Origin of the sequence: Anaeromyxobacter oryzisoli (genome assembly GCF_022690765.1) — a bacterium.
Classification (GTDB): Bacteria; Myxococcota; Myxococcia; order Myxococcales; family Anaeromyxobacteraceae; genus Anaeromyxobacter; species Anaeromyxobacter oryzisoli.
Genome location: NZ_JALCZA010000013.1, coordinates 18700 through 33753 on the forward strand (window position 1 = coordinate 18700; position 15054 = coordinate 33753).

Consider the following 15054-nt stretch of genomic DNA (forward strand, 5'->3'; position numbering starts at 1 on the left):
ACCTGGGCACGGCGGATGGCCACGCCAGGCGGCGCGCGCCGCGGAAGCTCGACGCGAGTCGGGGGCCGCCGTCAAGCGGCCGGGGCCGGCGCGGCGCGCGGCCCGCGCTGCCGGCGGGTGAAGCGATCGAGGGCGAGGTACACCACCGGGGTGGTGAAGAGCGTGAGGAGCTGCGAGAGGAGGAGCCCGCCCACGATGGTGATCCCGAGCGGCTGGCGCAGCTCGGCGCCGGCGCCGTGACCGAGCGCGAGCGGGAGGCCGCCGAGGAGCGCCGCCATCGTGGTCATCATGATCGGGCGGAACCGGAGCAGGCAAGCCTGGTGGATCGCCTCGCGGGTGGAGAGGCCCTGGGTGCGCTCCGCCTCGATCGCGAAGTCGATCATCATGATCGCGTTCTTCTTCACGATACCGATGAGGAGGATGACGCCGATGAGGGCGATGACGCTGAAGTCGCTCTTGAAGAGCATGAGCGCGAGCAGCGCGCCGACCCCGGCGGAGGGCAGGGTGGAGAGGATCGTGAGGGGGTGGACGAGGCTCTCGTAGAGCACCCCGAGCACGATGTAGACCGCGACGAGCGCGGCGAGGACGAGGAGCGGCTCGCTCGCGAGCGAGTCGATGAACGCCTGCGCGGTGCCCTGGAACGCGGCGTGGACGCCCGCCGGGAGGCCGATCTGCTGCTGCGCCCGGCGCACCGCCTCGAGCGCCTGCCCGAGCGACACGCCGGGCGCGAGGTTGAAGGAGAGGGTGATCGCGGGGAACTGCCCCTGGTGGTTCACCGACAGCGACGTGGCCGACGGCCCCCAGTGCGCGATCGCGGAGAGCGGGACCTGCCCGCCGGTCGGCGTCGAGACGAAGATCTGGCGCAGCCCGTCCGGCGAGCGCTGGAACTCCGGCTTCACCTCCAGGACGACGCGGTACTGGTTCATCGGCCCGTACAGGGTCGCGACCTGCCGCTGCCCGAACGCGTCGTAGAGCGCCTGGTCCACCGCCTGCGGGGTGATCCCGAGGCGCGCGGCGGTGTCGCGATCGATCTCGATGGAGAGCTGCAAGGCCGCGGACTGCTGATCGGTGGCGACGTCGCGGAGCTCCGGGAGCCCCCGGAGCTTCTCGAGGAGGCGCGGCGCCCACTCCTTCAGCTCGTCCAGGTTCGCGTCCTGGAGCGTGTACTGGTACTGGGTGCGCGAGGAGCGGCCGCCCACCCGCACGTCCTGGACCGACTGGAGGTAGAGCGCGATCCCCGGCACCTGGGCCAGCTTCGGGCGCAGCTCGCCGATGACCTGATCCGCGGTCTGCGTGCGCGCCGACGTGGGCTTGAGCGCGATGTACACGTTGCCCGTGTTGAGCGTGCCGCCGCCGATGAAGGACACCATGTGATCCACCGCGGGGTGGGCCATCACCACCTGGTTCACCCGCTCCTGCCGCTCCCGCATCGCCGGGAAGGAGACGTCCTGCGGCGCGTCCGAGATGCCGGCGAGCTGCCCCGTGTCCTGCTGCGGGAAGAGCCCCTTCGGCACGACGACGTACAGGTAGACGGTGAGCGCGGCGGTGCCGGCCGTCACCGCGAGCATGAGCGGGGCGTGGTCGAGGACCCAGCGGAGGCCGCGATCGTACGCACGGAGCATCCCGGCGAAGATCCGCTCCGACGCGCGGTACGCGCGCCCGTGCTCCACGTCGCGCGCGGGCCGGAGCAGGCGAGACGCCATCATCGGGGTGAGGGTGAGGGAGATGATCGCCGAGAGGGCGATCGCGAGGCTCAGGGTGACCGCGAACTCGCGGAAGAGGCGGCCCACGATCCCGCCCATGAGCAGGAGCGGGATGAACACGGCGAGGAGCGACGCCGTGATCGAGACGATGGTGAACCCGATCTGGCGCGCGCCCTTCAACGCCGCGGCCATGGGCGGCTCGCCCGCCTCGATGTAGCGCGTGACGTTCTCGGTGACCACGATGGCGTCGTCCACCACGAAGCCGGTGGAGATCGTGAGCGCCATGAGCGACAGGTTGTCGAGGCTGTAGCCGAACAGGTACATCCCGCCGAACGTCCCCACGATCGCGAGCGGCACGGCGACGCTGGGGATGAGCGTGGCGCGGGCGCTGCGCAGGAACGCGAAGACGACGAGCACCACCAGGAGCACGCTGATCCCGAGCGTCCGCTGGACCTCGTCCACCGAGGCGCGGATGGTCCGACTCCGGTCCATCGCCACCCGGACGTCGATCGCCGGCGAGATCGCCCGGGTGAGCTCGGGCAGCAGCGCCTCCACCCGCCCGATCACGTCGATGATGTTCGCGCCCGGCTGCCGGCGGATGAGCATCACCACGCCGCGCCGGCCGTCGATCCAGCCCGCGACCCGCTCGTTCTCCACGCCGTCGCGGACCGTCGCCACGTCGCCGAGCCGCACCGGCGCGCCGTCCCGGTACGCGAGCACCAGGGGCCGGAACGTCTCGGCGCGCCCGAGCTGGTCGTTCGCGGCGATCACCTGGGTGCGCTCGGCCCCCACGAGCGCGCCCTTCGGCTGATCGAGGGTGCCGCGGGCGAGCACGCTCCGGACGTCCTCCATCCCGAGCCCGGTCCCAGCGAGCGCGACCGGGTCCACCTGCACGCGGACCGCGGGCTGCTGGCCGCCGCCCACGAACACCTGCCCGACGCCGGGCACCTGGGCGATCTTCTGGGCGAGGATCGTGTTGGCGGTGTCGTAGACCTGGGAGAGCGGCAGGGAGTCCGAGGTGACCGACAGGATGAGGATCGGCGCGTCCGCCGGGTTCACCTTCCGGTAGGAGGGGCGCGTGGGGAGGTTCGGGGGGAGGTCGCCCGCCGCGGCGTTGATCGCCGCCTGCACGTCGCGCGCGGCCGCGTCCACGTCGCGGTCGAGGGCGAACTGGAGGGTGAGGCTCGTCGAGCCGAGCGAGCTCACCGAGGTGATCTCGGAGAGGCCGGCGATCCGGCCGAAGCGCCGCTCGAGCGGCGTCGCCACCGCCGAGGCCATCGTCTCCGGGCTCGCGCCCGGCAGGCCGGCGCTCACGTTGATGGTCGGGAAGTCCACCCGGGGGAGCGGCGCGACCGGGAGCTGCGTGTAGGCGGCCGCCCCGCCGAGCAGGATCGCGGCGGCGAGGAGGGTGGTGGCGACCGGGCGCCGGATGAACGGCTCGGAGAGGGTCATCGCCCGCTCGCGGCAGCCCGCGGGGGCGCGCCGGCCTCGCGCGGAGGCTCGCGCCGCCGGCGCCGCAGGAGGCGGCCGAGGCGCTCCATGTAGAGGTAGACGACGGGCGTCGTGTACAGGGTGAGGAGCTGGGACACGAGCAGCCCGCCCACGATGCTGATCCCGAGCGGACGCCGCAGCTCCGAGCCCGTCCCGGAGCCGAGGGCGAGCGGGAGGCCGCCGAGGAGCGCGGCCATCGTCGTCATCATGATGGGCCGGTAGCGGAGCAGGCAAGCCTGGAAGATCGCGTCGCGCGGCGCGAGCCCCTGCTCGCGCTCCGCCTCGAGGGCGAAGTCGATCATCATGATCGCGTTCTTCTTCACGATCCCGATGAGCAGGATGATCCCGATGAGCGCGATGATCGTGAACTCGGTCCGGGTGAGGAGGAGCGCGAGCAGCGCGCCGACGCCCGCCGAGGGGAGCGTGGAGAGGATCGTCACGGGGTGGATGTAGCTCTCGTAGAGCACGCCCAGGACGATGTAGACGGTGACGAGCGCGGCCAGGATGAGGAGCGGCTCGCTCGCGAGCGACTCCTGGAACGCCTGCGCCGCTCCGGAGAACCCGGCCCGCATCCCGGCCGGGAGCGCGAGCTCCGCCTCCGCGCGGCGGATGGCGCCGACCGCCTCGCCGAGCGAGGCGCCGGGGGCGGTGTCGAAGGAGATCGTCACCGACGGGAACTGGCCCTCGTGGCTGATCGCCAGCGGGGCGGTCCGGGTCTCGAACCGGGTGAAGGCGGAGAGCGGGACGAGGTCGCCCGTCTGCGACCGCACGTAGAGGTGCGCGAGCGCGTCGGGGCTCTGCTGGAACTCCGGCTTCACCTCCAGCACGACGCGGTACTGGTTGAGCTGGGTGAAGATGGTCGAGACCTGGCGCTGCCCGAAGGCGTCGTAGAGCACGTCGTCGATGGCCTGGGCCTGGATCCCGAGCCGCGCGGCGGTGTCGCGGTCGATGGTGAGCGCGAGCTGGAGCCCGCCGGCCTGCTGGTCGCTCGCGACGTCGCGGAGCTCGGGGAGGCCCTCGAGCTTCGCGACCACCCGCGGCGCCCAGGCGGAGAGCTCCTGGAGGTCCGGATCCTCGAGCGTGTACTGGTACTGCGTGCGGCTCACACGGGCGTCGATCTGGAGGTCCTGGACCGGCTGCAGGTACAGGGAGATCCCGGGCACTGCCGCGGCGCGCTCCTTCAGGCGGGCGACGATCTCGGCGGCGCTCGCGTCGCGGGCGTTGCGGGGCTTGAGCGCGATGGAGAGCCGGCCGGTGGTGGGGGTGGCGTTGGTCCCGTCCGCCCCGATGAAGGAGGCGACCGTGACGACGTCGGGGTCGCCCATGACCGCCTCGGCGAGCGCCTGCTGCCGCGCCATGACGCTCGGGAACGACGCGTCCGCGGGGGCCTCCGTCACGCCCACGACGAGGCCCGTGTCCTGCACCGGGAAGAAGCCCTTCGGCACGACGACCGCCAGCGCCACCGTCAGCGCCAGCGTGGCGAGGGTGATCGCGAGCGTCAGCGGCTGGTGGTCGAAGACCCAGCGCAGCGTCCGCTCGTAGAGCGCCACCGTGCGGTCGAAGCCGCGCTCGAACGCGCGCGTGACCGGGCCGGGCCGGGGGGGCTTCCCGAGGAGGAACGCGCACATCATCGCGGTGAGCGTGAGCGACAGGAGGGCGGACACGCCGATCGCGATCGCGAGCGTCACGGCGAACTCGCGGAAGAGCCGCCCGATGATCCCGCCCATGAAGAGGAGCGGGATGAGCACCGCGACGAGCGAGACGGTGAGGGAGACGATCGTGAACCCGATCTGCTTCGACCCCTTCAGCGCCGCCTGGAGCGGCGACTCGCCCTGCTCCACGTAGCGGGCGATGTTCTCGATCATGACGATGGCGTCGTCCACCACGAACCCGGTGGAGATGGTGAGCGCCATGAGCGAGAGGTTGTTGAGGCTGTAGCCGAACAGGTACATCACCCCGAACGTGCCGACGAGCGAGAGCGGCACCGCGACGCCGGGGATGATCGTCGCGCGCAGGCTGCGCAGGAAGACGTAGATCACCGCCACGACCAGGACGACGGAGAGGACGAGGGTGAACTGCACGTCGTCCACCGAGGCGCGGACCGTCTCGGTGCGGTCGCTCAGGACCTTCACCTCGAGCCCCTGCGGGAGCGCCGAGGAGAGCTTGGGGATGAGCGCCTTCACGCGCTCCGCCACCTCGATGACGTTCGCGCCGGGCTGGCGCTGGACGTTCAGGATGATCGCGCGGTCCCGGCCCGCCCAGCCGGCGAGCTGCGCGTTCTCGACGCCGTCGATCGCGGTGGCGACGTCGGCGAGGCGCACGGGGGCGCCGTTGCGGTACGCGAGCACGAGCGATCGGAAGCTCTCCGCCCGGTAGAGCTGGTCGTTCGTCGCGAGCGTGTAGTCCTGCCGCGGGCCGTCGAGGTTGCCCTTCGGCTGGTTCACGTTCGCCGCGACGAGCACCTGGCGCACGTCGTCGAGGGTGAGGCCGGCCCCGGCGAGGGCGGCGGGGTCCACCTGGACGCGCACGGCCGGCTTCTGCCCGCCGTTGATGGTGACGAGCCCCACCCCCGACACCTGGGAGATCTTCTGGGCGAGGATCGAGTCGGCGAAGTCGTCCACCTGGTCGAGCGGGAGCGTCTTCGAGCTCACCGCGAAGGTGAGGATGGGCGTGTCGGCCGGGTTGCTCTTCGCGTAGGTCGGCGGGGCGGGCAGGGTGCGGGGGAGGAGGTTCGAGGCGGCGTTGATGGCCGCCTGGACGTCCTGCTCCGCGGCGTCGATGTCGCGGTCGAGCGTGAACTGGAGCGTGATCTGCGAGGTGCCGAAGCTCGACACCGAGGTCATCTGCGCGAGCGACGGCATCTGCCCGAACTGCCGCTCGAGGGGCGTGGTGACGGCGGACGCCATCGTCTCGGCGCTCGCGCCGGGGAGCGCCGTCGAGACCACGATCGTCGGGTAGTCCACCTGCGGGAGCGCCGAGACCGGGAGCTGCCGGTACCCGGCCACGCCGGCGAGGAGGAGCCCGACCGTGAGGAGCGCGGTGCCGACCGGCCGGCGGATGAACGGCTCCGAGATGCTCATCGCGCCCCGTCCGCCGCCCCGCGCCCGCCGCCGTCACGCGCGACCGGGGCGCCCGCCTTCTGCTGGGCCGCCCCGCGGACGACGACCCGCGCGCCGGGCCGGAGCTGGTTCTGCCCCTCCACCACCACCCGCTCCCCCTCCTCCACCCCCTTCGCGACGACGGCGAGATCGCCCTGCGTCGCCTCGAGCACGACCGGCCGGAGGGCGACGGTGTCGTCGCGGCCGACCACGTACACGTAGGGGCCGCTCGGCCCGCGCTGCACCGCGAGCGTCGGCACGACGAGCGCGCCCTTGCGCGTGCGGAGGTGCAGGCGCGCGTTCACGAACTGGTTCGGCCAGAGCACGCGGCGGGGGTTGGGCAGGAGCGCCTTGAGCCGGATGGTGGCGGTGGCCTGGTTGATCTGGTTGTCGATGAGGGCGAGCTCGCCGGTGCCGAGCAGCGTGGAGCCGTCCCGGCTGTACGCGTCCAGCGCGAGCCGGCCGCCGGCGAGGGCCTCGGCGACCGGACCGAGCTCGTCCTGCGGGAGCGTGAACAGGACCGCGATCGGATCGAGCTGGGTCACGACGACGATGCCGTTCTGGTCGGTCTGGCGCACCACGTTGCCGGGGTCCACGACGCGGATGCCGGTCACGCCGTCGATCGGCGAGGTGATCCGCGAGTACTCGACGTTGAGGCGGGCGGTCTCGATCGCCGCCTGGTCCATCCGCACGGCGCCCTCGAGCTGCCCCTGGGCCGCGAGGTCCGTGTCGAGCTGCTGCTGGGCGATGAGGCTCTGGGCCACGAGCTGCCGGTCGCGTTCGACGTTGAGCCGGGCGTTCTGGAGCTGGGCCCGGTCGCGGGCGAGCGCGCCCTCGGCCTGGTGGAGCTGGGCCTGGAACGCCCGCGGATCGATCTGCGCGAGGACGTCGCCCCGGCGCACCGCCTGGCCCTCCCGGAACAGGACGGCCTCGAGCCGCCCGTCCACCTGCGGCCGCACTGTGACCGTCTTGTTGGCGACGACCGTCCCCAGCCCCTCGAGGAAGATCGGCACGTCGCGCCGCGCGGCGGTGGCCACCGCGACCGGGATCGCGCGCGCGGGCTGCCGCGCGCCCGCCGCCGACCCGGCGCCCGCCGGCCGCACCTCGCTGCGCCGGTGGACGCCCCAGAGCACGCCCGCGATCGCCAGGGCGCCCACCGCGGCCATCACCCACCGCCTCCGCGTCATCGTCCCGTCCTCTCGCCGCGGCGCGCGATCGCCGCGTGCCCGTTCCGGCGCCGCACCTCGGTCTGCCTCGCCGCCGCACCGCCGCCGCGCGCCGCCACGAACCGCAGCGCTCCGCGGCGCTCCCTCGCGCCCGCGCGCCGCGCCGGCGCGGCGGTCGTGAGGCCACCCGTGGAGCCCGGGCTCCCCGCTTCGCGCGCGAGGCGATCCTCGACGTTCGCGATCACGCGCCGCAGCCCGCGGCGCAGCCGGTCCACGTCCGGCGCGGACATGCCCTCGGTCGCGGCGTCGCGGATCTCCCGCGCGCTCGGCGCGAGCCCGGCGGCGAGCTGCGCGCCGTCCGCGGTGAGGGCGAGCAGCGTGCGGCGGCGGTCGCGCGGATCCGCCTCCGTCCGCACCAGCCCCTGCCCGGAGAGCGCCGTCACGAGCCGCGACACGGTGGGCGCGTCGTGATGGAGCCAGGCGCACAGCTCCGCCTGGGACGCGCCGGGATGCTCCGCGACCGCGACGAGGAACCAGAACTGTGGCATCGAGAGCTGGTGCTGCGCCGCGCGCGCCACGGCGAGCTTCTCGAGCCGGCGCCGCGCGATCGCGATGAGCAGCCCGACGTGCTCCTCCATCGAGGACCTCCTCGCCCCCCGGTGGGGGCGCGCGGATCTTGTGCGGGCAACCATTGAGAGCGCAAGCAATTCCGACGGCGGGCAGGCCCGCGCCCCGCATCGGCCGTCCCGGGCGGCGGACGCCGGGCCCGGCCGACCCGGGGGCCGGCGTGGGGGGGAAGGTCCTTTCGAAAGGATCTTGTGACACGGCGCCGCGCCCGCCAGGGCGGCGGCTCGGCGGGCCCCGCATCCGGCCTGTTCCGCGGGGGCGGGGGCAGGTACGACTCTGGCACCAGGGTTGCTGGGTGCGCGCGCGATGTGTCGGGTCCAGTCGCTCGCAGCCGCGATGCTGCTCGCCTCCGCCGGCCTGCCCGGCCCGGCGGGAGCGTTGCCGGAGGTCCCCCCTCCGCTCGAGCTGCCGCCGCGGCTCGATCTCGACCGCGCGCTCGCGCTGGTCCGCGAGCGCGGGCTCGACCTCCTGGTGGCCGAGGCCGCGGTGCACGGCGCGGAGGGCGACCTCGCGGCGGCCGGCGCCATCCCGAACCCGACGCTGGGGCTCGGCTACGGTCGGTCCTTCCTCACCGGGCGCTGCACGAACGAGGTCGGGGCGGAGGTGGCGTGCCCTTCCTACCCACCCGCCTACTCGGCCTCGCTCTCCGACGGCGGGGCGGTCTTCGACAGCCTGACCGGCAAGCGCGGGCTGCGGACCCGGGTGGCGCGCGAGGCGCTCGCCGCCGCGCGGCTCTCTCGCGACGACGCCCTGCGGAGCCTCGCGGCGCAGGTCGAGCAGCGGTTCGTCGAAGCGGTCCTCGGTACGCAGAGCCTCCAGTTCGCGCGCGAGGTGGCGGCCGCCCAGGCGCGGACCGTGGAGCTCACGCAGGCCCGGTACGACGCCGGCGCGATCTCCGAGGCGGACCTGGCGCGCGTCCAGACCGCACGCCTGGAGGCGGATCAGGCCGTCGACCGGGCGCAGGCCGATCTCCGGACGGCGCGGGTGGCGCTCGCGTTCCTGCTGGGCGTGCGCGGGCCGGTCCCCGACTTCGAGGTGGTCCCCGGAGAGCTGGGGCGCTCGACGGCGCCGGCGCGGCTCGCGGCGGAGACGCGGGAGTCGCTGATCGCCCGGGCCCTGCAATCCCGGCCGGACGTGCTGGCCGCGCGGCGGCAGACGGAGCGCGCCCGCGCGGCGGTCGACCTGGCGCGCCGGCTGCGGTTCCCCGACGTGACGCTCTCCGCCTCGTACGCGCAGGAGGGGAACACGCCCACCGCGGTCACGCCGCCCACCTGGAGCGTCGGGGTCTCGGTGCCGCTGCCGATCTTCTACCGGCAGCGGGGCGAGATCGAGAAGGCCGAGGCCGACCGGCTCACGCAGTCACTCACGGTCGCGAAGGCCGAGGGCACCGCGGTCTCCGACGTCGAATCCGCCTGGGCGGCCTACGAGGCCTCGCGTGCGCTCGTGCAACGGATGGAGAAGGGCGGGCTCCTCGAGCGCTCCAGGACCGCCTTCGACCTCGTGACCATCCAGTACCGGAAGGGCGCCGCGTCGCTGCTGGACCTCCTCGACGCCCAGCGGACCTGGATCGCGACGCGGCTCGAGTACCTGCAGGACATGGCCGGCTACTGGCAAGCGATCTTCCGCCTCGAGCAGGCCACCGGAGCGTCGCTGCGATGAAGGGCTCGAGGGCGGTGGCGGCCCTGGTCATCGGGGCCGCGGGGCTCGCGGGTCTCGCGGGTCTCGCGGGGCTCTCGGCGTGCGCGCGCCAGGGCGGCGGGCCCGCGGGGCCGCCGGAGGACGAGCTCTGGGTGGCCGCGGACTCGGTGGAGGGCGGGCCCACCATCGCGCGGGCGGAGCGCGCCGAGCTGCAGGAGCGGGTGGCGGCCGGCGGCCGAATCGCGTTCCACGACCTGCACGTCACGCACGTGTTCTCGCCGGTCACCGGCCGGGTCACGCGGGTGCTCGCGCAGCCGGGCCAGAGCGTCCGGAAGGGCTCGCCGCTCGTCGCGATCCAGTCCCCCGACGTGGGCAGCGCGTTCTCGGACGTGGTGAAGGCCCGGGCGGACCTGCAGCAGGCCGAGGCGGAGCTCGGGCGCCAGCGGCGGCTCGCGCGCGTGGAGGCCGCGACGCAGCGCGAGCTCGAGGCCGCCGAGGACGCCGCTCGCCGGGCGGAGGCGGAGTACCACCGCACGCAGCAGAAGGCGGCGCTCCTCCGGTCCGGCGGCCTCGACGCGGTGACCCAGGAGTACACGCTGAAGAGCTTCATCGACGGGGAGGTCATCGCGCGGCAGGTGAACCCCGGGGCGGAGGTGCAGGGGCAGTACTCCGGCGGCCAGGCGGTGGAGCTGTTCACCATCGGCGACATCCGCCGGGTGTGGGTCCTCGCCGACGTGGCCGAGGCCGACCTCCCGCGCGTCGCGATCGGCGCCGACGTCACGGCCGAGGTGGCCGCCTACCCGGGGCGCGTCTTCCGCGGGCGGGTGGACTGGATCGCGCCGGCGCTCGACCCGGCCCTCCGGACGGCCCGGGTGCGGGCCGAGATCGCCAACGACGACGAGGCGCTCAAGCCCGAGATGTACGCGCAGGTCTCCATCGCCGCCGCGCCGCGGCGCGCCCTCGCGATCCCCCGCGGCGCGATCACCCGCATCGGGACGGCGGCCTTCGCCTACGTGGACGTCGGGGTGGCGCCCGGACGCCGCCGGGCGATGAAGCGCCGGCTGATCCGGATCGCCGATCACGGCGGGCCGCTCGTCGAGGTGACCGGCGGCCTCTCGGAGGGGGACGCGGTGCTCGTGGAGCGCGACGGACCGTCGAAGCAGGAGGGCGGCGACCGCGTGGAGCTGTCGGACGAGCAGTTCACCGCGGCGGGCCTGGAGGTGAAGGCGCTCGCGGCGTCGGATGTCCCCGACGCGGTGGAGCTGGGGGGCCGCCTGACCTTCGACGACCTCAGGGTGACCCACGTCTTCTCGCCGGTCACCGGCCGCGTCACGCGGGTGCTGGCACGGCCCGGGCAGAAGGTGCGCCGGGGGACGCCGCTCGCCGCCATCCTCTCGCCGGACGTGGGCGGCGCCGTCGCCGACGTGGTCAAGGCGGAGGCCGACCTCGCGCAGGCGAGCCACGAGCTGCAGCGCCAGCAGGAGCTGTACGAGGCGCGGGCGGGCGCGCGCCGCGACCTGGAGGCGGCGCAGGCGACCTTCCAGAAGGCCCGGGCCGAGCTGGAGCGGGCCCGCGCGAAGGCCCGCCTGCTGCGCGAGGGCTCGGTCGATCGCGTGACGCAGGAGTACCTGCTGGCGAGCCCCATCGACGGCGAGGTGGTCGCCCGCAACGTGAACCCCGGCATGGAGGTGCAGGGCCAGTACGCGAGCGCGGCGAACCCCGTGGAGCTCTTCACGGTGGGAGATCCCGGCCGGCTGCTCGTGCTGGCCGACGCCTACGAGGTGGATCTCCCGCGCCTCCGCGCCGGCGCCCCGGTGTCCGTCCGCGCCGCCGCGACCCCGGGGCGGGCCGCCGCGGGGAAGATCGAGTGGGTCTCCGACGTCGTGGATCCCCAGCTGCGGACCGTGAAGGTCCGCTGCTCGGTGGACAACCGGGAGCGGCTCCTCCGGCCCGAGATGTACGAGCCGGTCCGGATCGAGGTCCCCGGCGCGCGCCTGCTCGCGGTGCCCCGCGAGGCGCTCCTCCGGGTCGGCGACGAGACGGTGGTGTTCGTCGAGCGGAGCGCCGCCGGCGGGAAGCACGTGCTCGAGCGCCGGCGCGTCACGGCGGACGAGGGGCGCGCGGGCGGGCTGGTCCCGATCTCGGGCGCGGTGAGGCCGGGCGACCGCGTGGTGACGCGCGGCGCGATCTTCGTCCTCGGGATGCTCTAGGTCCAGGAGGCGCCGTCCAGCATGGTCCAGCGGATCGTCACCTTCGCGCTGCGGTACCGCGCGCTCGTCGCCGTCCTCTCGCTGCTCCTGGTGGCCCTCGGGCTCTTCGCCTTCCGCCGCCTGCCGGTCGAGGCCTACCCGAACCCGGTGCCGCCCCTCGTCGAGGTCATCGTCCAGCCGCCCGGCTGGAGCGCGGAGGAGGCCGAGCGGTACGTCACCATCCCGCTGGAGGTGGGGCTCGCCGGGATGCCCGGGCTGGATCACCTCCGGTCACAGTCGCTCTACGGCCTCTCCGACGTGAAGTGCTACTTCAAGTGGAGCATCGACTACACCGCGGCGCGCCAGGAGGTGATCAACCGGCTGCAGTTCATCCAGCTCCCCGCCGGCGTGCAGGCGCAGATCTCCCCCTGGAACGCCATCGGCGAGGTGTTCCGGTACGACGTCCGGGGGAAGGGCTACTCGACGCAGGAGCTCAAGACCGCCGCCGACTGGATCCTGGAGCGGCAGTTCAAGCAGGTCCCCGGCGTCATCGACGTCACCACCTTCGGCGGCGAGACGCGCGAGTACCACGTCGAGGTCGATCCCATCCGGCTCCGGGCCCGCGGCGTGACCCTCGCGCAGCTCACCGCAGCGATCGCCAACGCCAACCGGAACGTGGGCGGCCAGCGGATCACCGTCGGCGCGCAGTCGTACACCGTCCGCGGGGTCGGCCTGATCGCCACCGAGGAGGACGTGAGCGACGTGGTGGTGCTCGAGAAGGGCGGCGTGCCGGTGCGCGTGCGCGACGTGGCCGACGTCTCGATCGGGCACACGCCGCGCCTCGGCGTCGTGGGGCGTGACCGCGACGACGACGTGGTGCAGGGGACCGTGCTGATGCGCTACGGGGCGGAGACCTCGTCCACGCTCCAGGGGATCTACGACCGCGTGGAGTACATCCGGCGCAACCACCTGCTCCCGCCGGGCATGGAGCTCGTGCCGTACTACGACCGCTCCACGCTGATCCACCTCACCACGCGCACGGTGCTCGAGAACCTCCTCGTCGGCATGGGGCTCGTCACCCTGGTCCTCCTCGCCTTCCTCGGGAGCGCGCGGGCCGCGGTGGTCACCGCCCTCAACATCCCGCTCGCCCTGCTCGCGGCGTTCATCGGGATGGTGGCCACCGGGACCTCCGCCAACCTGATCTCGCTCGGGGCGGTGGACTTCGGGATCGTGGTGGACTCGACCGTGATCATGGTCGAGAACGTCTTCCGGCACCTCGGGCGCGCCGCGCACGGCAACGTGTTCCACGCCATCCGGGCCGCCGCCGCGGAGGTGGGGCGGCCCATGGCCTTCTCCACCCTCATCATCGCGGTGGCCTTCCTGCCGCTCTTCACCATGACCGGCGTGTCGGGCGTGATCTTCGGCCCGATGGCCCTCACCTACGCCTTCGCCATCGGGGGCGCCATCGCGCTCGCGCTCACGCTCACGCCGGTCGCGGCCTCGCGCGTCCTCTCCGCCGACACCGAGGAGAAGGACACCGCGCTCATGCGGCTCCTGCACCGGATCTACGATCCGCTCTTCGACCTCGCGCTGCGCCACCCGCGCCTCGCGCCCATCCCCCCGCTCGTCTTCATCCTCCTCACGATCGTGATCTTCCCGCTCCTCGGGTCGGAGTACATGCCCAAGCTCGAGGAGGGCAACTTCTGGATCCGGGCCACCCTCCCGAAGTCGGTCTCCCTCGAGGAGTCGGCCCGGCACGTCGGCCGGATGCGCGCCATCCTCCAGGCGCACCCCGAGATCACCACCGTCGTCTCGCAGCTCGGTCGGCCGGACGACGGCACCGACGTCGCGGGCTTCAACAACATCGAGCTGTTCGCGCCGCTCCGGCCGTACGGGGAGTGGCCCCGCGGCCTCACGAAGGAGAGGCTCACCGACGAGCTGAACGGCGAGCTCACGCGGAGCTTCCCGGGCGTGGTCTTCAACTTCTCGCAGTACCTCTCCGACAACGTCGAGGAGGCGATCTCGGGGGTGAAGGGCGAGAACAGCGTCAAGGTGGTCGGCCCCGACCTGACGAAGAACGAGGCGACCGCCGACGCGATCGTGGACGTCATGTCCAGGATCCGGGGGGTGAAGGACCTCGGGCTGTTCAGCTCGATGGGCCAGCCCTCCATCCGGATCGTGCCGGACCGCGTCGCGTGCGCCCGGTACGGGCTCAACACCGGCGACGTCGCGGCGGTGATCCAGGCGGCCATCGGCGGGCAGGCCGTGACCCAGGTGTTCGAGGGTGAGCGGAGCTTCGCGCTCACGATCCGCTGGCTCCCGGCGTACCGCGACAGCATCGCGGCCATCCGCTCCATCGGCGTCGCGACGCCCGGCGGCGGCCAGGTCCCGCTCTCGCAGATCGCGAGCATCGATCTCGAGGAGGGGCCCTCGGTCGTCTACCGGGAGGACGGGAGCCGCTACGCGCCCGTGAAGTTCTCCGTGCGCGGCCGCGACCTCGGCTCGACCATCGACGAGGCGCGCCGCGCCATCGCCGAGAAGGTGCGCCTGCCGCCCGAGACGCACCTCGAGTGGGCGGGGCAGATCAACGAGCTGCGCGAGGCCATGGGCCGGCTCGCCTGGATCATCCCCCTCTCCATCTTCCTCATCGCCTTCCTGGTCTACGCCGCGGTCCGGAGCTGGGTGGACACGGTGCTGGTCCTGCTCTCGATCCCGGTGGCCTGCACCGGCGGGCTCATCGCGCTGATGGTCGCCCGCGAGCCGTTCTCGGTGTCGGCGGCGATGGGCTTCGTCTCGATCTTCGGCATCGCCATCCAGGACTCGATCCTGGTCGTCACCTACGCCCAGCGGAAGTGGGAGGAGGGGCTCGGGCTGGTCGAGGGCGCCCGGGCGGCGGCGCGCCAGCGGTTCCGCGCGGGCCTCATGACCACGCTCGTGGCGCTCATCGGGCTCCTCCCGGCGGCCCTCTCGACGGGGATCGGCGCGCAGGCCCAGAAGCCGCTCGCCATCGTCGTCATCGGCGGCGCGCTCGCGCTCGCGCTGCTCACCCGCCTCATGCAGCCGCCGCTCCTGGTGCTGGCGCACCAGCGGCACGGGGTCGAGCAGCTCCCGGACGTCCCCCGGTGAGCGAACCCCGGGCACG

7 protein-coding genes are annotated in these 15054 nt (G+C 73.5%); 3 read left to right on the forward strand and 4 right to left on the reverse strand.

Annotation, left to right across the window (positions count from 1 at the left end; genetic code table 11):
• Positions 1 to 71 precede the first annotated feature (71 nt).
• From MNZ27_RS06650 to MNZ27_RS06665, 4 genes are read right to left on the reverse strand one after another with little or no spacing between them, the layout of a single operon-like run.
• Positions 72 to 3155, reverse strand: coding sequence for a multidrug efflux RND transporter permease subunit (locus MNZ27_RS06650; RefSeq protein WP_242393258.1), 3084 nt, complete (start codon positions 3153 to 3155; stop codon positions 72 to 74).
• On the reverse strand, positions 3152 to 6274 hold the full coding sequence (locus tag MNZ27_RS06655) for a multidrug efflux RND transporter permease subunit (protein ID WP_242393259.1): 3123 nt from the start codon (positions 6272 to 6274) through the stop codon (positions 3152 to 3154). The genes MNZ27_RS06650 and MNZ27_RS06655 overlap by 4 nt, the downstream gene beginning before the upstream one ends.
• Complete coding sequence (locus tag MNZ27_RS06660) at positions 6271 to 7479, reverse strand: efflux RND transporter periplasmic adaptor subunit (protein ID WP_242393260.1); 1209 nt, start codon at positions 7477 to 7479, stop codon at positions 6271 to 6273. The genes MNZ27_RS06655 and MNZ27_RS06660 overlap by 4 nt, the downstream gene beginning before the upstream one ends.
• Positions 7476 to 8096 (reverse strand): MarR family winged helix-turn-helix transcriptional regulator, encoded by a 621-nt coding sequence (locus tag MNZ27_RS06665; RefSeq protein ID WP_242393261.1) that lies wholly within the window; start codon positions 8094 to 8096, stop codon positions 7476 to 7478. Before MNZ27_RS06665 ends, MNZ27_RS06660 begins: the two co-directional genes overlap by 4 nt.
• A 295-nt stretch (positions 8097 to 8391) precedes the next feature.
• Here MNZ27_RS06665 and MNZ27_RS06670 point away from each other — a divergent pair, with 295 nt between their 5' ends.
• The 3 genes from MNZ27_RS06670 to MNZ27_RS06680 are packed head-to-tail and all read left to right on the forward strand — an operon-like array spanning position 8392 to position 15038.
• A complete protein-coding gene (locus MNZ27_RS06670) occupies positions 8392 to 9744 on the forward strand; it encodes a TolC family protein (RefSeq protein WP_242393262.1) in 1353 nt (450 codons plus the stop codon).
• Complete coding sequence (locus MNZ27_RS06675; RefSeq protein WP_242393263.1) at positions 9741 to 11933, forward strand: efflux RND transporter periplasmic adaptor subunit; 2193 nt, start codon at positions 9741 to 9743, stop codon at positions 11931 to 11933. The genes MNZ27_RS06670 and MNZ27_RS06675 overlap by 4 nt, the downstream gene beginning before the upstream one ends.
• Positions 11934 to 11954: 21 nt before the next feature.
• Positions 11955 to 15038 (forward strand): efflux RND transporter permease subunit, encoded by a 3084-nt coding sequence (locus MNZ27_RS06680; RefSeq protein WP_242393264.1) that lies wholly within the window; start codon positions 11955 to 11957, stop codon positions 15036 to 15038.
• Positions 15039 to 15054 lie beyond the last annotated feature (16 nt).